Origin of the sequence: Herminiimonas sp. KBW02 (genome assembly GCF_003852535.1) — a bacterium.
In the GTDB taxonomy this organism is placed as follows: domain Bacteria; phylum Pseudomonadota; class Gammaproteobacteria; order Burkholderiales; family Burkholderiaceae_D; genus Oxalicibacterium.
Genome location: NZ_QAJP01000005.1, coordinates 53967 through 74509, shown reverse-complemented (window position 1 = coordinate 74509; position 20543 = coordinate 53967). Strand labels below are relative to the sequence as shown.

Annotated in this window: 16 protein-coding genes; 4 read left to right on the top strand and 12 right to left on the bottom strand. The window is 55.1% G+C overall.

The genetic code is table 11. The features are described 5' to 3' along the window. Positions 1-331: 331 nt before the first annotated feature. From DBR37_RS09700 to DBR37_RS09675, 6 genes are all read right to left on the bottom strand, one after another. Positions 332-1855 carry a collagen-like triple helix repeat-containing protein gene (locus tag DBR37_RS09700; RefSeq protein WP_124574276.1) on the bottom strand — a complete coding sequence of 508 codons (1524 nt, stop codon included), beginning with the start codon at positions 1853-1855 and terminating at the stop codon, positions 332-334. Positions 1856-2323: 468 nt separating this feature from the next. After that, on the bottom strand, positions 2324-3733 hold the full coding sequence (locus DBR37_RS09695) for a MipA/OmpV family protein (protein WP_124574637.1): 1410 nt from the start codon (positions 3731-3733) through the stop codon (positions 2324-2326). Positions 3734-3781: 48 nt separating this feature from the next. Continuing rightward, complete coding sequence (locus tag DBR37_RS09690) at positions 3782-4981, bottom strand: multidrug effflux MFS transporter (protein ID WP_124574275.1); 1200 nt, start codon at positions 4979-4981, stop codon at positions 3782-3784. 280 nt (positions 4982-5261) lie between these two features. Further along, the gene (locus DBR37_RS09685) at positions 5262-5693 is read right to left on the bottom strand and encodes a carboxymuconolactone decarboxylase family protein (RefSeq protein ID WP_124574274.1); all 432 of its coding nucleotides are present in this window, start codon (positions 5691-5693) and stop codon (positions 5262-5264) included. A gap of 193 nt (positions 5694-5886) precedes the next feature. Next, complete coding sequence (ssb, locus tag DBR37_RS09680) at positions 5887-6381, bottom strand: single-stranded DNA-binding protein (RefSeq protein ID WP_124574273.1); 495 nt, start codon at positions 6379-6381, stop codon at positions 5887-5889. Positions 6382-6395: 14 nt separating this feature from the next. After that, positions 6396-7589: an MFS transporter gene (locus DBR37_RS09675; RefSeq protein ID WP_124574272.1), complete on the bottom strand. Its 1194-nt coding sequence runs from the start codon at positions 7587-7589 to the stop codon at positions 6396-6398. A 173-nt stretch (positions 7590-7762) separates the two neighbouring features. Here DBR37_RS09675 and uvrA point away from each other — a divergent pair, with 173 nt between their 5' ends. Further along, the gene (gene uvrA, locus DBR37_RS09670; RefSeq protein WP_124574271.1) at positions 7763-10627 is read left to right on the top strand and encodes an excinuclease ABC subunit UvrA; all 2865 of its coding nucleotides are present in this window, start codon (positions 7763-7765) and stop codon (positions 10625-10627) included. A 60-nt stretch (positions 10628-10687) separates the two neighbouring features. Here the strand turns inward: uvrA and DBR37_RS09665 are convergent, their stop codons facing one another. The 6 genes from DBR37_RS09665 to DBR37_RS09640 form a co-directional block, all read right to left on the bottom strand. Continuing rightward, positions 10688-11608: an AEC family transporter gene (locus tag DBR37_RS09665; protein ID WP_124574270.1), complete on the bottom strand. Its 921-nt coding sequence runs from the start codon at positions 11606-11608 to the stop codon at positions 10688-10690. A gap of 86 nt (positions 11609-11694) precedes the next feature. Continuing rightward, positions 11695-12585, bottom strand: a complete 891-nt coding sequence (locus tag DBR37_RS09660; RefSeq protein ID WP_124574269.1) for an alpha/beta hydrolase — start codon at positions 12583-12585, stop codon at positions 11695-11697. A gap of 64 nt (positions 12586-12649) precedes the next feature. Then, positions 12650-14179: a glycosyltransferase family 39 protein gene (locus DBR37_RS09655; RefSeq protein WP_124574268.1), complete on the bottom strand. Its 1530-nt coding sequence runs from the start codon at positions 14177-14179 to the stop codon at positions 12650-12652. Positions 14180-14195: 16 nt separating this feature from the next. Then, positions 14196-14573, bottom strand: coding sequence for an EamA family transporter (locus DBR37_RS09650; protein WP_233588335.1), 378 nt, complete (start codon positions 14571-14573; stop codon positions 14196-14198). Further along, entirely contained in the window at positions 14570-16075 is a 1506-nt protein-coding gene (locus DBR37_RS09645; protein ID WP_233588334.1) for a UbiA family prenyltransferase, read from the bottom strand. The genes DBR37_RS09650 and DBR37_RS09645 overlap by 4 nt, the downstream gene beginning before the upstream one ends. A gap of 190 nt (positions 16076-16265) precedes the next feature. Next, positions 16266-18254, bottom strand: a complete 1989-nt coding sequence (locus tag DBR37_RS09640) for a monovalent cation:proton antiporter family protein (protein WP_124574266.1) — start codon at positions 18252-18254, stop codon at positions 16266-16268. A gap of 121 nt (positions 18255-18375) precedes the next feature. Between DBR37_RS09640 and DBR37_RS09635 the strand changes: the two genes are divergently transcribed. The 3 genes from DBR37_RS09635 to lptC are packed head-to-tail and all read left to right on the top strand — an operon-like array spanning position 18376 to position 20536. Next, positions 18376-19404 carry an SIS domain-containing protein gene (locus DBR37_RS09635; protein WP_124574265.1) on the top strand — a complete coding sequence of 343 codons (1029 nt, stop codon included), beginning with the start codon at positions 18376-18378 and terminating at the stop codon, positions 19402-19404. After that, positions 19404-19943 (top strand): HAD family hydrolase, encoded by a 540-nt coding sequence (locus tag DBR37_RS09630; protein WP_124574264.1) that lies wholly within the window; start codon positions 19404-19406, stop codon positions 19941-19943. Before DBR37_RS09635 ends, DBR37_RS09630 begins: the two co-directional genes overlap by 1 nt. After that, complete coding sequence (gene lptC / locus DBR37_RS09625; RefSeq protein WP_124574263.1) at positions 19940-20536, top strand: LPS export ABC transporter periplasmic protein LptC; 597 nt, start codon at positions 19940-19942, stop codon at positions 20534-20536. The genes DBR37_RS09630 and lptC overlap by 4 nt, the downstream gene beginning before the upstream one ends. Positions 20537-20543: the final 7 nt, after the last annotated feature.

The window sequence follows — 20543 nt, the reverse complement described above, 5'->3', positions numbered from 1 at the left end:
GAATGAGCGTGTCCGACTACTATGAACATCCCATAAATGCGGTATTTTTGGAAAAAAACGACAAAAATATTGCTATGAATCAACACTTTAAGGAAAACATCTCATAACTTGCACCAACATAATTCACGCTCGTTAATACCGCATGAGGCAGGCATGCTGTGTCAGCATAAAATCCTTCTCGCTAAAGCATTCTGGTAGTTCTATATCCTCTGTCATTCTGTTTATGACGTAAGACTTTTTCCCTTAATACCCGGCCGTTGTTCTTACCGACTCTCCTCGTGCAAAATCCTGATCACGAGGATCAGGATTTGCAGAGGAAAGAAACAGGTTCTTATCGATTACCGAGCAAACCATTCACGAGTGTGGCCACGGTATTGGTCACTGGTGCCAGCACATTCGTCGTACCGGTTGTTCCGGTGGCGCCACCCACAGCACCGCCAACCAATGGTGTAATGACAGGTGTCACGATGTTGGTAACAGGCGACAACAAGTTACCTGTGCCTGTACCACCAGCCACACCGCCGAGCAATGGGCTAACGATATTGGTCACTGGAGCCAACACGTTACCGGTACCCGCACCGCCAGCCACACCGCCGAGCAATGGATTCACGATATTGGTCACTGGGGCCAGCAAGCCGCCTGCACCGCTACCACCGCCCAAACCGCCCAGCAATGGATTCACGATATTGGTCACTGGAGCCAGCAAACCGCCTGCACCGCCACCGCCAGCTACACTACCGAGCAGTGGATTAACCAGGATTGTGATTGGTGCCAACAGGTTACCTACGTCCGCACCGCCACCGATACCACCCAGGCTACCGCCAAGCAGCGGATCAACGATGCCGACAACAGGTGACAACAGATTGCCTCCACCAAGACCACCGCCTATGCCACCCAGGCCACCGCCAAGGACAGGATTAACAATGCTGATCACTGGTGACAGCACATTAATCGTACCGCCTTCACCACCTACGCCGCCCAGCAGGCTACCCAGCGAGAACGAACCCGATGCGCCGCCTGTGCCATGCAACAGGATGCCGGCGATGGATACAGTGTTACCCGTAGTGATGACTGGACCACCCAGGTTGTTCACGACTGGCAAACCACTGGTTTTTACTGTGCCGCCAACTTTGCTGACGGTGCCGCCCAAAGCAATCAGCAAATTGCTGACTGGTTGGCCCAGGCCTGTTGTTTTACCGAGCGACTGTGTCAATGTAGTCACCTGGCTGGTCAAGGGCACGATGGTATGGCTCAGGGTTTTGGTCACTTGTTCCACTGGTCCGGTCGTCAGGACCTGGGTTAAAGGTACCGAAACATTGGAAACAGTTTCACCGACTTTGGTGACCAGGCCACCGACAGGCGCAGTGACAGGCGCTAACGCAGCCAATTGACCGGTACCCAGGTTGCTAACCAATGTGCCGGCGCTTTGCACTGTTACACCGGTTTGTTTGACCACACCGCCAGTGCTACCGACAGTGACGCCGACAGGGTTATCGATCAAGCCCATTTGACCCAGACCGCTGCTGATGCCATTGCCCAAGGTGGAAACAATGCCGCCGCCTTCCGATACGACGTTACCCAAATCGGTTTGTGTTTGTTGCGGTACGACAGGCAAGTTCAGGTTCCCGACTGCAGTGCCGGTATTCGATACGGCATTACCGGTGGATGTCACGATATTGCCGGCGCCATTCGCGATCTGGCCGGTTGGCGTCGCGGTTGCGGTCACACCGCCGCCACCGCCGAGGCTGGCACCGGTAGAGCCGCTGCCAGTTGAAGAACAGCCTGCCATCAAAAGAACTGCGGACAAGACTGCAAGGCTTGAAATGCTTTTGTTCAGTTTCAGATTCGTGTTCATGTTCGTTCTCCCTCGTTGTAATTCAAAATTAAATTGAAGAGCCCCCGTACTTTCCAAGTGGCAAATTGCATGCCAATCGAAAAATGCCTCAATTCATTTTTTTGTTTTTTAAAAAACCATTTAAAAATCAATTACTTGAAAGGAAAATTATTAATAAAACATTGTTATTTTTAACATGAAAAAACAGTTGCTCCGTGTTACTTGTAACGTTACGTTCGAAACAAAATGTTCTGTTTTTCTGGCTTTATCCGCCAAAAAATTGGCGCATTCCGCCATTTCGTCGCCGCCAGCCAATGGTTTGGCGGAGCGAAGCAAACAGGTATGGCTATAAGTGCGCTCGACAGAAAAGTGCAGCGCCTTAAACTTGCATGCCGGAGAAGATGCGTTGAGGAGTGGAGATGACGCGAGGGGAACCTGAAGCTGCCGGGCAGCTTCAGGGAGCAATACGGAAGATCAGGCGCAACTTAATCAGATCTTCATTTCCAGGTAGGTGTAGATATAGTTGGAGCCACCATTCACATCGCCGAGCAATCTCGACGAACCAAAAATTCCTGACCGGTGTGAGACGCCGAGACCTATATATGTCTCTTTCAATCCCGGCGAACCGATCAGGTCACCGAGACTGACATCGATAGTCGGATCGAGGTAATTCAACAGGCGCGAGGTAGGCCGGTCACGTGCCGCCTGGCTGCTGGCTTCGGTATACGGCACACGATTGGCGAAGGAAACGCCCAGGCCCCAACCTAGTCGGGTCTTGACCTTGTGATTCCATGGCAAGCCGTAGTAGTACGCCTTCATGAACAAATCAGCCTGGATACCATTCGCCTGCAGGTTGCGGTCATTGTGATAAACCAGACCGGCATAACCAACAAAGTCGAGCGGCCAGCCATTCAGCTTTTCAATAAATGGCTTACCTATATGCACGCCAGTAATGCTGGTCGGGTTCACCTTATCGAGGTCTGCGCACTTGAAGGTCAGGATACGCGCCAGGTGACAGCCGTCATCAGAAGCGCGGCCATACAACACACGCACATATGTCGGGGTACGTTCGTCCGACCATAGTTTCTTGTAGCTACCGAAATCGTAAGCAGCACCGACGAAGAACGATGGCTGCAAGCCGCGCCGTACGATCGGGCTATCCTGTACCTTGCCGTCGAATGAAGTCACGGAGGCGCCTGCCAGCAAGCGCCAGCGCTCAGTCAGCTCATACGTGCTGTACAGGTTCAGCGAAACATTCGTGCCCGAACCAGGCGCATACGCAGGACGCCCTGCGATAGCTTCATTCGCACGTACACCGTAGTAGTAATTATTGAGCTTGGAATCGCGCAATGAGACATTCAGACTGGGACGCAAAGACAAACGTCCGGAGCGCCATTCATATGCATACTCCAGCGCCAGTTCCGTACCGTTCGAAGTGTTGCTCACATCGTGCAGGATCGACGCATACAAAGTCCCCCACGGTTGTTCATAACGATAGGTAAAACCCAGGTCGACGCCGGTGTTGCGCACTTCCATGCCGTTCAGCGATGCGACTTTGCCCGCTTCCGGAAAACCTTCCAGCCGACGCTTGAAGTACACATCAAAACGCTGCTCGGTACTCGGCGTAAACTTGATGCCAATGCGATTGGCCTGCATCGAAACATGCTCACCTTCATACAAATACAGCGGCAACAAATCCTGCCGTGTGCCGCCGCCGACATAGGGCGAACTCTCGAAGCGCGTGACAAACCCAAGCCCGGCACCACCCGGCTCGGTAATCAAATCGCTGAACGGGCTGGCAGCGGTCTGCGCCTGAACACTCCATACAGCAGAGAGTCCAAGCACGGAGAGCGCTACATGACGCAGGGTTTTATTGCGGTGCAGGGCAAATGACAGCATCAGCATTTCTCACTTCATAGTTATGGACGTAGCACCATCAGGCGCAATTTACATCTGCGCGCCACGCATTCTGGCGGAACGCAAAGTCAGCCACGAGATAAACCAGGCCAACAATGCACATACTGCTATACCGGCCACCATAGGCCTCGCCGTACCGTCAACAAAGAGCCCCGTCACCGCCATCACAGCGGCACCGGTCACGAATTGCAAGGTCCCCATCAGGGCGGAGGCGGTACCGGCTATCGTCCCGTGCTCTTCCAGTGCCAGCACGGTGGTGGTCGGGATCACCAGACCGAGGAAACCAAAACCGATAAATAACATGACCAGCATCACGTCGAGACGTTCAATGCCCATCAGGTTAACTACGAGCAAGGCCGTCATCACCAACGCATACGCGGCCACCGCCACCTTCACTACCGGTACCAGGCCGAAACGCGCACTCAGGCGACCGGTAAATTGCGACACACCGATGAAGGATGCCGCATTTGCAGCAAAAGCGATACTGTATTGGCGCGGCGTCAGTCCATAGTGATCAATCAATATGAATGAGGAATTCGCCAGGTAAGCAAAGAAACTGGAAATACCAAATGCACCTATAAACACCAAACCATGGAAGTGCGGGTCGCGCAGCAAAAATACATAACCGCTGAGCGCACTACGCACGCTGCTATCCACACGCTGTTCAGGCGGGCGCGTTTCCGGCTGGCTGGTCGCCATCAATATCAGTGCCAATACAGCCGCCACCGTCACCGCCCAGAACACACTGCGCCAGCCCCACAGCTCAATCAGCAAACTGCCGGACAAGGGCGCAAGTATCGGTGAGACGCTAAAAACCAGCATCAGCAGCGACATCAGGCGTGCCGCATCATTGCCGGTATGCAGGTCACGCACCACCGCGCGCGGGATCACCATCCCTGCGCTGGCCCCCAGCCCTTGCAGAAAGCGCAGCACGATCAGGGTTTCTATATCAGGCGCTATCGCACAACCGACACTGCACACGGCAAACAGCGCGAGACCGAAATACAAAGGCGGCTTGCGCCCCACCATATCCGAGATCGGCCCATAAATAATCTGCCCTATCCCGAGCGAGATGAAGAACGCCATCAGGCTGGCCTGCACGGCGCTCATAGAGACGCCCAGGGTCTGGCCTATCGACGGCAAGGCCGGCAGATACATATCGATAGCGAAGGGACCGATGGCAGACAATAAGCCCAGCACCAACGCATTTTTCAGAAAAGGCGTATTCATTGATTAATCTATTCAGGAAACGAGGTCTTGCAAACCCTGGAGCAGGACCAGGATCAATTGAGCGCGCTGCCTGGGGAGAGTTGAGGAAAATATTTACTCTGGCGCAACAAGCATGCCGCAATGAAAAACGGAACCAGCATAGGTTCCGTAGCAATCTGCGTGTATCTGGAACAGATCATATCTCAAGCGCGCCGCATTTTCCACGCAAAAGACTACGCGTCATGATGCCGGATAGACATCCGGTAAAAAGGATCGTTCTTTGTAACAGTCACAGCAATACTTACTGCCGCATGCCTATCGCCAGGCGATTGAAAGCACTCATCAACGCAATCGCAAAACTCAGGTCGGCAATTTCAACATCACTGAAATGCTCCTTGAGCGGTTCGAAATCCTCGTCCGGCGCGTGGGTTTTGTCGACGTGCGTCAGTGCTTCCGTCCACGCCAATGCGGCGCACTCCCGCGCGGTGAAATGCTCACTCACACGCCATCCGGCCAGGCTATCAATCTTGGCATCCGGCACACCGCTGGCACGCAAGGCCTTTGCATGCATTTCCAGGCAAAAAGCACAGCCGTTGATTTGCGACATACGCAACCAGGCCAGCTCTATCAATTGCTTGCCTATGCTGCTTTTCTCCACAGCCTTTTTGGTCGCAGCAAAGCCCTGATAGGCTTCAGGGGAAAGGGTCCAGTAGGACAAACGCAGGGCACTCATGACTAATCTCCAGTAAGTAAGAAGGATAACAATGCGCTCACTTGCGTGACGCGTCTGCCCATACTTTAGGAGAAGAGCGGTCTATGGCATAGGTGCAAGATTTGAAGAAATGGATAGGACATTGCCAGCCCAAAAACAAAGGCCTAAAACCAAAGGTTTTAGGCCTGCCATATACATCTCGTAAAACTGGTTCTTAGAACGGAATGTCGTCATCCATGTCGTTGAAGTTCGATGCTGCCGCTGGTCGTGCTGCCGGACGTGCGTTGCCGCCACCACCCGAGCTTTGGCGTGGCGCTGGCGCGCTGCTGCCGTAGTCGTCATCCATACCGGCGCTGCTGCCACCGCCTGCACCTGGACGACCGCCCAGCATTTGCATGGTGTCTGCAATGATTTCGGTGGTGTAGCGCTCTACGCCATCCTTGTCGGTCCATTTGCGTGTCTGCAAACGACCCTCGATATATACCGACGAACCTTTTTTCAGGTATTGACCAGCGATTTCAGCCAGCTTGCGATAGAAGGTGATGCGGTGCCATTCGGTGATTTCTTTTTTGTCACCGCTGTTTTTGTCTTTCCAACTTTCTGTGGTTGCGACGGCAACATTGGTCACGGCTTCGCCATTTGGCATGTAACGTGTTTCAGGATCGCGTCCCAGGTTGCCGACGATGATGACTTTATTAACTGATGCCATTGCTATTTCTCCGATTAAACGACTGCAGCCTGAACCTGGCTGCGACGCGGTAAGTTTTTCATATTGGCGGCAATTATAAGCCACACGACACACAAAGCAGAACCAAGAATAAAGACCGAAGCCCCTCCAAAATACTGCGTGATCCATCCCCCCAGCGCACCGCCACAGAACAGGCCGAGTGCCTGCAAGGTGTTATACACGCCGAGTGCCGCGCCCTTGCTGCCTGGCGGCGCGATACGCGACACCAGTGACGGCTGGCTGGCTTCAAGTATGTTGAAAGCAACGAAGAAAGCCAGCAACAAACCTACCAGCCATACCGCATGCAACTGCGTTTGCGACAAGGCCAGCCACATCCCGACCTGAACCAGTAATAATAAAGCAATGGCGGCGACAAATACCTGTTTCGACTTGCCACGTTTCTCACCGATGAAGATGGGCGGCAACATCAGTACGAAAGAAGCAATAACCACCGGCAAGTAAATCTTCCAGTGCTCGGCCAGCGGCAATTGCGCGAAGCGGATCAACGCTGACGGTACCACGACAAACATCGCCATTTGCGTCAAATGCAGCGCAAATACGCCGAAATTCAGGCGCATCAACTCACCATGCGCCAATATCTCGCGTATCGATACTTGCGTCGGCGGCAGGCTGGGTGCGGCAGGCACGATATAGATAACAACAAAAATCGCCAATATCGACAGAATTCCGGTCAACGCAAAGATGCCGCCCATCCCTATCCATTGATACAGGAGTGGCGACAATATCAACGAAGCCGCGAAGGTCAGTCCGATCGAGCCGCCGACCATCGCCATCGCCTTGGTGCGGTGCTCTTCCCTGGTCGAATCGGCAATAAATGCTGTAACCGCCGCAGAGATCGCGCCGGCGCCCTGCACCGCGCGCCCTATGATCACCCAGATAATATTGTCGGCGGCGGCAGCGATGAATGAGCCCAGCGCAAATAAGATCAGTCCGATCACGATGATGCGCTTGCGGCCATATTTGTCGGAAGCCATCCCGAACGGGATTTGCCCGAAAGATTGCGTCAAACCATAAATCCCCATTGCCAAACCGACCAGAGTTGCACTTTCGCCGCCCGGCAAGGTTTTTGCATGAACGGCAAACACCGGCAGGATCAGGAACAGGCCCAGCATACGCAGTGCAAAAATCGACGCGAGCGAAGTGCTGGCGCGGATTTCGCTGCGGGTCATGCCTGTGTCGGGCTGGTTTGAAGATGCTGGGGACATGTATTACTGGAAATAGGGAAGAACGGGTTTTACGGGTAGCTTTAAAACCCGCTATAGTAGCAGGTTGACCCGTTTTAACCCGCTCGCGAACCTCAAAAAGGAACGCGAACATCGGAAAAGCCTAGCTGAAAGAGTGAATGGACGAGATTCGTATCCGAGGTGCGCGTACGCACAACCTCAAGAACATCAATCTGGATTTACCGCGCAATAAGCTGATCGTGATTACCGGCCTGTCCGGCTCCGGCAAGTCGTCGCTCGCCTTCGATACGCTGTACGCGGAAGGCCAGCGCCGTTACGTCGAATCACTATCGGCTTACGCGCGCCAGTTTTTGCAATTGATGGAAAAGCCGGACGTCGATCTGATCGAAGGTTTGTCGCCTGCGATCTCGATCGAGCAAAAGGCGACCTCGCACAATCCGCGCTCCACCGTCGGCACCGTCACCGAAATCCACGATTACCTGCGCCTGCTGTATGCACGCGTCGGTACACCTTACTGCCCAGACCATCCGGAGAATCCGCTGGCCGCGCAATCGGTGTCGCAAATGGTCGACGCCGTACTGGCCATGCCAGAAGATACCAAGCTGATGATCATGGCGCCGGTCGTCGCCAATCGCAAAGGTGAACACGTTGACCTGTTCGAACAAATGCAGGCGCAAGGCTTCGTGCGCTTCCGCGTACAGAGCGGCACCAACAATGCACACATCTATGATGTCGATGCCTTGCCGAAACTGAAGAAAGCAGAAAAGCACACCATCGACGTGGTGATCGACCGTATCAAGGTCAAAGCCGACATCAAGCAGCGCCTGGCCGAAAGCTTTGAAACCGCACTGCGCCTGGCTGAAGGCCGCGCACTGGTGCTGGAAATGGATACCGGCGTCGAACACCTGTATTCGAATAAATTCGCCTGCCCGGTCTGCGGTTACTCGCTGCAGGAGCTGGAACCGCGTCTGTTCTCGTTCAACAATCCGATGGGTGCATGCCCGGAATGTGACGGTCTCGGTCATATCGAATTCTTTGATCCGAAACGGATCGTCGCCTTCCCTAACCTTTCGCTCGCCAGCGGCGCAGTCAAAGGCTGGGACCGACGCAACCAGTTTTACTTCCAGATGCTGTCCAACCTGGCGGAGTTCTACAACTTCGACATCGACATGCCATTCGAGAAGTTGCCGGAAGCAGCGCAGCAAGCCGTACTGTTCGGCTCGGGCAAACAAAACATTCCATTCACCTACGTGAATGAAAAAGGCCGCACCGTCATCCGCGAACATACCTTCGAAGGTGTAGTGAACAACCTGCAACGCCGTTATCGCGAAACCGATTCGATGGCGGTGAAGGAAGAACTGGCCAAGTTCATCAATGAAAAACAATGCCCTAGCTGCGAAGGTGCACGTCTGCGCGTAGAAGCACGCAACGTCATGGTCGGCAACGGCAAGCAAAAACGTGCCATCTTTGAAGTGGCCGCGACCCCGTTGCGCCAGACCCTGGAATTCTTTGAAAGCCTGGTCTTGACCGGCGCGAAGAAAGAAATCGCCGATCGCATCATCAAGGAAATCGTCTCGCGCCTGAAGTTCCTCAACAACGTCGGCCTCGACTACCTGTCGCTGGAACGTAGTGCGGACACATTGTCCGGCGGCGAAGCACAGCGCATACGCCTGGCTTCGCAAATCGGCTCGGGCCTGACCGGCGTCATGTATGTACTGGATGAACCATCAATCGGCCTGCATCAGCGCGACAACGATAGACTGATCGAAACTCTCAAGCACTTGCGCGACATCGGCAACAGCGTACTGGTGGTCGAGCATGATGAAGATGCGATCCGCTGCGCCGACTATGTGGTGGACATGGGCATAGGTGCCGGCGTACACGGTGGCGAAGTGATCGCCGAAGGTACGCTGAAAGACATCCTGAAAAACAAGAAGTCGCTGACCGCGCAATATCTGAACGGCACACTCGGAATTGCCGTGCCGAAGAAACGCACCACGCCGAATCCGAAAAAACAATTCGTGATTACAGGTGCAACCGGCAACAACCTGAAAAATGTCACGCTGGAATTACCAGTCGGCTTGCTGACTTGCGTCACCGGCGTATCGGGCTCGGGTAAGTCGACACTGGTTAACGACACGCTGTATCACGCCGCATCGCGCCACTTGTATGGCTCGCAGGCAGAACCGGCACCGCATGATTCGATCAGCGGCTTTGAGCATTTCGACAAAGTCATCTCGGTCGACCAGGCACCTATCGGCCGCACGCCACGCTCCAATCCGGCGACCTACACTGGCTTGTTTACACCGATACGCGATTTGTTTGCCACGGTGCCGACTTCGAAAGAGCGTGGCTACTCGGCCGGACGCTTCTCGTTCAACGTCAAGGGCGGTCGCTGCGAAGCATGCCAGGGCGACGGCGTCATCAAGGTTGAAATGCACTTCCTGCCGGATGTCTACGTTCCTTGTGACGTCTGCCACGGCAACCGCTACAACCGCGAAACGCTGGAGATCCAGTACAAGGGCAAAAACATCACTGAAGTGCTGGGCATGACGGTGGAAGAAGCCTATGACTTCTTTAAAGCGGTTCCGGTCATTGCCCGCAAACTGCAAACCTTGCTGGATGTCGGCCTCGGCTACATCCGCCTGGGCCAAAGCGCCACCACCCTCTCCGGCGGTGAAGCACAACGCGTCAAGCTGTCACTGGAATTGTCGAAACGCGATACTGGTCGCACCCTGTACATCCTGGATGAGCCGACCACCGGCCTGCACTTCCACGATATCGATTTGTTGCTGAAGGTAATCCACCGCTTGCGTGACCAGGGCAATACCGTCGTCATCATTGAACACAATCTGGACGTGATCAAAACAGCCGACTGGCTGGTTGATATGGGGCCGGAAGGTGGCGCAGGCGGCGGCCAGGTGATAGGCGCAGGCACACCGGAAGACCTGGCCAAGAATCCGGCCAGCTTTACCGGCAAGTATCTGGCACCGTTGCTCAAGCAAAAGAAATCGGCAGCCTAAGTAATCAGGCGCAAACAAAAAGGGCGAACCGTGGTTCGCCCTTTTTTATGTCTTAACAGTTTAATTGGGCAAGCCCATCCACAAGCCTATAGGTACGAATACCAGTGCCGCCACATTGCCGAGCAGGACGATGGATGCCACCTTGTCCGGCTCCTGTTTGTACTGCTCAGCCACCATGAAGCAAAACACTGCTGGTGGCAACGAAGCAAACAGGAACATCTGGCCACGTTGCTCCGGATTAAGGCTGAACACATGATCCAGCAACCACGCGATGATCAGACCTGCAATCGGGCACACCGCAGCACCAACCAGACCGATGTGCCAGCTCTTGAGGCTGACATCCATCATGCGCACACCCAGCGCAAACAACATCAATGGAATACAGGCATCGCCCAACATTTTCATCGCCATGAACAGCGGCGCGGGCAAAGGCACATGCACGATCGCGAACGCCATACCGATGATCATTGAAATCATCATCGGATTGGCGAGGAATTTCCATGGCGAGACGTGCACACCGTCACGCCCTTTGCGGCCACTTTCTATAATCTTGATACCGACCGAGAAATAGACCAGGTTGCAAGCCATGAATAAGGCAACCGCGGAACCGAGAGCCGATGCACCGAAGGCCAGCATCGCCAGCGGCAAACCCATATTGCCACAGTTGTTGTACATCATAGGCGGGACGAAGCTGCGCACATCGTAACCAAACATGCGCGCAACCGGCCACGCCAGCAAACCCGAACCCAGCGAAATCAGTGCACCTGCCAGGATCAGCGTGCCATTGTGTGCGAGGTCAAAATCCTTGGCTGCCAACGCGGTAAACACCAGCAACGGACACAGCACATCCATGCTGACCCGGTTCACGGCCGTCATATCTGAACGCACGGATTCACCGCGTAGCCGGGCGTAGCCATAGCCGAGCGCGATGATGATAAAGACCGGCAGGATAATGCCGAGTATGCGTTCAAATATTTCCATTTTTACCAACCGTCTTCAGCGACATGAAAAATGCCGGAATGGTTGACGTCCATTCCGGCAAGCTAATGCCTAGCTTACTGCAAATTCTATTTTTCCTGACTTGCATAATTTTCACGTGCAGCGTCAGACTTCACGAAGTGCTCCACATTATCCAGCACCGGCGCCAAACCACGCAGCGGCCACGAAATTGCGGCAACCAGGGTAGCGTGGCTGGTACGGTCAAAATACAGCTCGGTTACCGCCACCCCCGCGCCGCGTAGCTGTTGTGCCAGGCCAGCGGTATTGCGCAGCGGATTCACGACTTTGTCATCATGCGAAGCGATCAGCAAGGCTGGCGGTGCAGCACGCGAGACATGGCTGATCGGTTGTGAGTCCGGCGGGGTGTTCGGAAAGAAGAAGACCGGCTTCACATCCGGATTCTCGATCGGGATAAAGTCGTACGGTCCGGCCAACCCTATCCAGCCGCGCAATACGGCTGGCGTCAAACCCTGCTTCGCCAGCCAGCGCGGGTCCAGTGCCACCATCGCCGCATTGTATGCGCCTGCGCTATGCCCCATGACGAACAAACGCCTGGGGTCGCCGCCGAAGCGCTGGATATCCTTCGCCGCCCAGGCCACTGCCAGCGCGGCGTCATCAACAAAATCCGGATAACGTACTTGCGGATACACACGGTAATCCGCTACCACCGCGATAATACCGCGCGAGGCAAGTGCCTCACCGACAAACGCATAATCGGCACGATTGCCGCTATTCCAACTGCCACCGTAGAAGAACACGACAACTGCCGCAGGCCCTTTCAAGTCGTGCGGCACATAGACATCGAGCCGTTGCCGCACATCCGCACCAAACGCAATATCGGCCGTCTTGTCATAGCTGCGCGAACTGGTCAGCGCATTGATCACCGTCAGCGGCGCACATCCGATCAGACCACCCAGCAATGCGGTGGCGGTGATCAGGGCGAGGGTCTTTTTTTTCATAGTCGCCAGCCTTTCCTTGTGTCCAATGAAAACTGCTTCAGCAACTACGCGCCGCTCACTTCATTTACTGCGGTCTCGGTATATCGTAACGCTCCAGGAAGCCACAGCCATACACCGGCAGGAATGATGGAATCCGGTAATACATATTGGCGACTGTCTTCAGGATGCGCTCACGATACACATCGTATTTGAAATCCGTGCCGTCGGCATACCAGAATGTCATGCCATCCAGCTGCATCGTATGCACGGTAACGGTCGCAAAGTAAGGCTCCAGCTCAGCCGGATTAATCGCGCGACGATCAAAGATGCGTATGGTCTTGCCTGCATAGGTTTTGAAATCGACCAGCAAGTCATCCTGGCGCGCATGGAATTTACCCTGGCCAAATGTCGGCAAGTACTCATCCGCATGGTAGGACAACAAAGCAGCAGGTGTATAAGCACGTGCCATGATGGCGGCGCCCTGCGGCAAATCCTTGCGCAGGTTGGCGACGATGTTCTTTGCTTCCTTGTGGAAGATGATGTCGTCATGCAGCGCGTAATCCTTCCACATCGTGGTCGGCAGCAAGATGAGAGCAGCCAGGAACAGGAAATGCGGCAGCGAGAACCAGGCCGTCCATTTCGCATATTTGCGCAAATCTTCCGCACTGCTGCAGGTACCGACAAACAGGAACAGGAAAGGCATAAAACCCAGCACCCAGTGCAAGCCGATGGTCTTTTCCATCGACAGCAAGAGGAACAAGGCAAACGGCACCAGGAACAAAACAACGATAGCGCCACGCTGCGCCATCATATTGGCGGAGCGCAGCAACTTGACGAAGACCCAGGGCGTGATCAGGTAAAACATCATCAACACGTATTCACCCACCGTGTACAGCGACCACGATGCGTTTTCATTGCGGTTAATCATATTGAACATCACATTCGACCAGCAGTGATGCGCATTGAAGGCGATGGTAATGGCAAACAACGGCGCAGAGCACAACGCGATAACGATCAGGTTCAGCCAGCCGCGACGTGTACGGCACAGGTAAACGAAATAAGCGATCGCCAGCAAACCGGCAAAGTACTTCGACAGCAGTGCACAGCCGAGGAAGATACCGGCGCCGACGTACCACAGGATCTTCTCGGACATGGTGCCGCGTATAAAGCAGTAACCAGACAGGAAGATAAAGAAAATCAGCGGTGTATCGGTCGTCACCAGATTCAGCAACAGCGAGAATGGCAACACCAGGAACAAGGTCCCCAGCCAGTAGGCAACACCTTCCTGGAATGGCGAAATGCGACGCAGCAGATCAACCAGACCAAGCGCAATCAGACTCCACAACAGTACGGTAAAGAAACGCAGCGATAAAGGATGACTGGAGAAACTGTTCAGGACAAACAGCAACCAACCCACCATAGGCGGATGATCGGAATAGCCCCAATCCGGGAACACACCCCATTGGTAAAAGAAGGCTTCATCGCCGGTCATCGGGAAATACGCCGCCAGCCACAACTTGATCAGCAGCGTAATACCAAACGTCCACTTGAACACCTGTCGCGCGCGTACCGGATCTGCGCCAGCGTACAGCGAACGCGTCGAATTCAAATTCATTACTCTTCCTTAATTCTTAACTCTTTACCGACAGGATAACGACACCTGTAATGATCAAGGCCACACCCAGCACCTTATAAATACTGACGGACTCACCCAATATAAAAATTCCGGCCATAGTGGTCAGCACCACACCCAGCGAGATGAGTGGATAAGCCATGCTGACTTCCAGTTTGCCCAGTACCAGCAACCACAGGCCAGCACTCGCACCGAAACAAAACATGCCGCCCCAGATCAGGGGACTGCTCAATGCCAGCCAAAAGACGGAACGCATATCAGCAGCCATCGCTTGCTGGATCGCCGGGGCCGACATGCCCATCTTCAACAGGACCTGCGCCAGTGCCGTCAGGCAGACGCAAAAAAAAGCCAGGCCCAAAGCCGCGATCTGACTCATACGCCCCCCGGCCAGGAAGCGGCCAGCGCAATGCAGCCGATAATAAATGCCACCACCCAGCTCGCCCGATCAGTGATCGCAAACAGCAGCGGGTCGTCATGAATTTCCATGCGGGAAATTTTCAGCCACAAACGCATGATCCAGAATAGTACAACCGGCAATATCAGCCACAGCCATTCAGCATGCGGATACATCTCGCCGCCAACCTGGCTGTCGATGTACAGCGCCAGCAACATCACCGAGACAAAGCCGCTGGCGATGCCCATCGAAATCAAATACGACAAATCACTGGTGCGATAACCGCGCCCGGCCAGCGCAACCTGACCATCACCACTCATGAACTCGAGTTCGGCACAACGCTTGACCAGCGCCAGACTGAGGAACATAAAGAGTGAGACTGCCAGTAACCAGTTGGAAATCAATACATCACTGACCACGCCACCCGCCAAAATCCGGTGTGTGTATAAGGAAGCCAGCACCAGCACATCGACGATCGCGATTTGCTTCAGACGTGCGGAGTACAACAACGTCACGACGATATACAGCAACATCAGGCCGAGGTAGACCGGCGAAATCACGGCGGCCAGCCAAAGCGATAGCGGCAGCAATACCGCGATCAATACAATGCCAAAAGGAATCGTCAGTGTCGCTGCCGCAAAAGGACGTGCCCGTTTGCGCGGATGTGCGCGATCCGATGCGAGGTCAAACAAGTCGTTCACAACATACGTTGCAGAAGCACACATGCCGAAGGCAATGAAAGCCAGCAAGGTTGAGAACCAGGGTGCAGCGGTTAACTCATGCGCCGCCAGCAAAGGCACGAACAACAAAGCATTCTTGGCCCATTGGTGCAGGCGCAAGGCTTTCAGTACCAGACGCAATTTGAACGGACGCGGCGGAATGATGAGCGTCGGTGTTTTCAGTTGTTGCGCCTGCTTCACGATGGAGGGTGCCGCATTGACGACGATCACTTCTGTCGCACGTGACCATACGGCGATGTCGGCAGAACTGTTGCCGGCATAAGCAAAGCCAGCTGCACCAGCGTCTTTTTCTATGGCTTCCAGTTTCGCAGCCGACTTCAGATTGGTGGCGACATCACTGCCCATGACAGCGGAAAAAATGCCCAGATGATCGGCGACCATCTGTACCAGATGACGGTCAGAGGCGCTCGCCAGCACCAGGCGACGACCAGCCGCATGTTGCTGCCGCAGATAAGCCAGGAGCTCTTCGTTATAGGGCAACAGTGCAACGTCCAGCCGTATGCGTCGGGCGATTTGCGCTTTCAGGTAGCCACGCCCCTGCAACAGCCACGCGATGCACAGGAAGATATATAAAGGATTGCGCTTGATCAGCAGCAGCACCGACTCAAATAAAAGATCGGTGTAAGTCAGTGTTCCGTCGAGGTCGACATACAAAGGCAGCATCGCAGCAGCAGCGGCAGAATCGCGCGCACTTGCGGGCAATTCATTGGACGCATCAGGAAAACTGCTGGGGGAAATGCTCAAATCACCACCTGGAGACAAGAAAAGTACTCAATTTTGAAGAAAATCGGTCACTGCGTCCCGATTCAGAAAAACCGCCGCAGCCTGGCTTCGGCAGCGCGACCCTGCCCGCACCAGCCCTACAGGCGTTGCTCATTGCGGGTTGGCAATTTTCCGTCTTCGCATGGATACCGTCAACCACAAACGCCACGCATCAGGACTTCAGAAGACGGGTTTCAGCCCGTGCCAGCTCCTCAGGACCACCGCGCAGGACGATAGTATCGCCCGCCATCAACGTCATCTCCGGCGTTACCGTCAGGCGCTCCTTGCCGCGCCGTACTGCCGTGACTTCCACACCCAAATCCTTAAGATCCGCCTCCGCCAGGGTTTTACCCACCGCTTTGCAGCTTTCACCCAAAGGAACGGAATGCAAACGAACTTGCACACTATCCGCGCCATCCGATACATCGCTGCTGCCGTGGAAAAAGCCGCGCAGAGTCGCATAGCGCTCACTGCGCGCGGCCTGCACTCTATGCACGACCCGGCGCAAAGGCACGCCCAGCGTCAGCATCGCATGCGAGGCTAGCATCAGGCTGCCTTCCATCGCTTCCGGCACCACTTCCGTTGCACCCGCCGCACGCAACTTATCGAGGTCGCTGTCGTCATGGCTACGTACAATGACCGGCAAATTAGGCGCCAGATCATGCATATGATGCAAAACCTTCAAGGCCGACGGCGTACTCGCATAGGTAATCACCAGCGCCGCCGCGCGGTTAATACCAGCCGCGACCAGACTTTCGCGCCGCCCCGCATCACCGTAGGAAACAAAAGCTCCGGCCGCCTGCGCTTCATTGACGCGATCCGGATCCAAATCCAGCGCCTGATAGGTAATACCTTCCGCTTCCAGCAATTTGGCCAGACTTTGGCCGCTGCGGCCGAAGCCTGCAATGATGACGTGTTGCTGGGTAGCCATCGTACGCGTTGCAATTTGCGTCAAAGCCAGCGATTGCACCATCCATTCGTTAGCGGACAGTTTCAGCACAATGGCGTCGGCATTCGCAATGATCAGGGGAGCGGCCAGCATCGACAGCACCATGGATGCCAGTATCAGTTGCAGGATCAGGGGCTCCACCAGGTTCAGGCCACCGACCTGGTTCAGCAACACAAAACCAAACTCGCCAGCCTGTGCCAGCGCCAAGCCGGTACGCAAGGCCACGCCAACCGGCGCGCCGAAAAGCCTTGCCAGAAGCGCAATCAAACCAAATTTCAGCAACACCACGCCACTCAACAGCAGCAAAACCAGCCACCAGTGCTCGATCACCAGGCGCACGTTCAGCAGCATGCCGATAGTAATAAAGAACAAGCCCAGCAGCACATCGCGGAAGGACTTAATGTCCTCCTCCACCTGGTGCTTGTATTCAGTCTCGGAAATCAGCATGCCGGCGACAAAGGCACCCAAAGCCAGCGACAAACCCGCCATTTCGGTAATCCAGGCTGCGCCCAGCGTGATCAGCAAGAGGTTCAGCATGAACAATTCCTGCGAACGACGCTTAACCACGATGCGGAACCAGCTACGGATTAATTTATGACCGATAAACAACAAGAGGAAAAGGACGATGACTGCTTTCAACATCGCCCACAGCAGCGTGGTGCCCAGATCGCCACGCGGATTGGCCAGCGCCGGGATCAGGATCAGCAAGGGGACGACTGCCAGATCCTGAAACAGCAAAATACCGATAATACGACGTCCATGCTGGCTTTCCAGCTCGACACGCTCTGTCAACAGCTTGGAAACAATCGCGGTGGACGACATCGCCAGCGCGCCGCCTATGGCCAGTGCAGCTTGCCAGCTAATTGCACTCAGCCGTGTTGACAGGTGTGCCACCAGCCAGCCAAACACCATGGTCGCGCCGATAGTCAGCAGCACCTGCGCCATGCCGAGGCCGAATACGGTACGCCGCATGGCGAGTAATCTGGAGAGGGAAAACTCCAGTCCTATCGAAAACATCAGGAACACTACGCCAAACTCGCCCAGGGCATGGGTCGTGGCGTTATCTTCAGCCCAGCCCAGCGTATGCGGCCCTATTAATATCCCCACCACCAGGTAGCCCAGCATCGGCGGCAAGTGCATCATGCGGAAGGCGACCACACCCAATACCGCAGCCGCAAGCAGGAGGAGCGTGAGTTCTAATGGGGAAAGCATAGTGAGGCCGCGACTGAAGTAAGGTGCTGGTTTGGTAACTTATACGAACAGAACTATCAAACCACATTTTTGTTACGTCTGGCAGGTTTTTTGCTTTAGGAATTCGTTTATACTTTCGAGCATGAGTGTATCCCATGCCCCAAACCCACCGGCAACTTTTGATGCCCAAAGCACTGCGCGCGCCTTGCAATTTGCTTGCGACACCCTGCAAATCGAAGCCGACGCCATCCTCGCGCTAAAAGAACGCATTACCCATGAGACCAGCGGACAATTCATCCAGGCCGTCACACTGCTGTTGAACTGTAAAGGCCGGGTGGTAGTTTCCGGCATCGGCAAATCCGGCCATATCGCGCGCAAGATTGCGTCGACGCTGGCCTCCACCGGTACACCAGCCTTTTTTGTGCACGCAGCGGAAGCTTCGCACGGCGACCTCGGCATGATCACCGCCGATGACGTCCTGATCGGGATTTCCTATTCGGGCGAAGCAGGTGAGTTACTGGGCATTATCCCGACCATCAAGCGCATGGGCGCACACCTGATCACCATTACCGGCAACAATGCTTCCAACCTGGCGGTACAGGCCGACGTTCATTTGAACGTCCATATCGACAAGGAAGCCTGCCCGCTCAACCTGGCCCCGACCGCCAGCACCACCGCCACCCTCGCCCTCGGCGACGCACTCGCGGTTGCGCTGCTGGACGCACGTGGTTTTGGCGAAGAAGACTTTGCCCGCTCGCACCCGGGCGGCGCACTGGGTCGTCGCTTGTTGACACATGTACGCGACGTCATGCGTACCGGTGACGCCATCCCGACTGTAGCGAAAGACGCGACACTGTATGCAGCCCTGCTGGAAAGCAGTAAAAAAGGCATGGCAATGACAGCAGTCGTCGACGCAAATGGTCATGCCATCGGCGTCTTTACCGATGGCGACTTGCGCCGCCTGATCGAAACCCAGCAAGACTTCTCCAAACTGTCGATCGCCGAAGTCATGCATGCCAATCCACGCAGCGTGCATCCGGATCAATTGGCGGTCGATGCGGTCGACATGATGGAAACCTTCCGCATCAACCAATTGCTGGTCACCGACAGCAACGGCAAGCTGGTCGGCGCCTTGCACATCCATGACCTGACACGCGCGAAAGTAATCTGATGAGCGCGCCCAACGATACCGTCGCCATCCAGCGCGCATCCAATGTGCGACTAATGATTTTTGACGTCGATGGCATCCTGACTGACGGCAGCCTGCACTTCGGCCCGGACGGCGAAGTCAGCAAGACCTTCAATGTGCTCGACGGCCACGGCATCAAACTATTGCAGCAATCCGGCGTCTCGACTGCCATCATCAGTGCCCGTCAGTCGCCCATCGTGCTGCGTCGTGCTACCGACCTGGGCATACACCATGTATTCCAGGGCATACACGACAAGCGCAGCGCGTTTGAACAATTACTGGCGCAAACCAACACCAGCGCCGATGCCTGCGGCTTTGTCGGCGATGACGTCATCGATTTGCCGATTTTGCTGCGCGTCGGTTTTGCCGCCAGCGTACCGAATGCGCATGCGGAAGTACGTACGCGCGTGCATTACGTGACGCAAGCCAGCGGCGGCCGCGGCGCGGCACGTGAGTTATGCGACTTCATCTTGCGTGCGCAAGGCAACTATGAGGCGGCGCTGGCGCCGTATCTCGCATGAAAGCCCCGCGTCCAGCCAATACCGTCCGCCTGATCGTGCTGATAGCACTCAGCGCGGCGCTGGCGCTCGGCAGTTTCTGGCTGGTCGAAGTCATGCGTCGCCAGACCGACGACACACTGCCGGTCCAGCAACGCAGCGACCCGGATTTCTATGCGGAGAAATTCAATTTCGTACGTATGGGCAAGGATGGCGTGGCACGCTACAACCTGACCGGCACCGAGATGAAACACTACCCGCTGGATAACTCGTATCAAATCCAGAAGCCGGTGATGTATAGCTTCAGCAAGGGTCGCCAGCCGATGGTGAGTCGTTCCGAACGTGCAATGGTTGAGAATAACAACACCGAAGTGCACATGTACGACAACGTCATCATAGACCGGCCACCAGCACCAGGCTCGCAGCACTTCCAGCTCAAGACTTCATACCTGCTGATCTTGCCGGATGATGAGATCATGAAGACGCCGAAGCACGTCGACATCAAGGTCGGCACATCGACACTGAATGGCAGCGGCATGTTCGCCAACAATGCAACCGGCGAATTCAATTTATCCAGCAACGTCAATGCGCTGTACCAGGCAGCACACCCGCGCTAAGCGCATA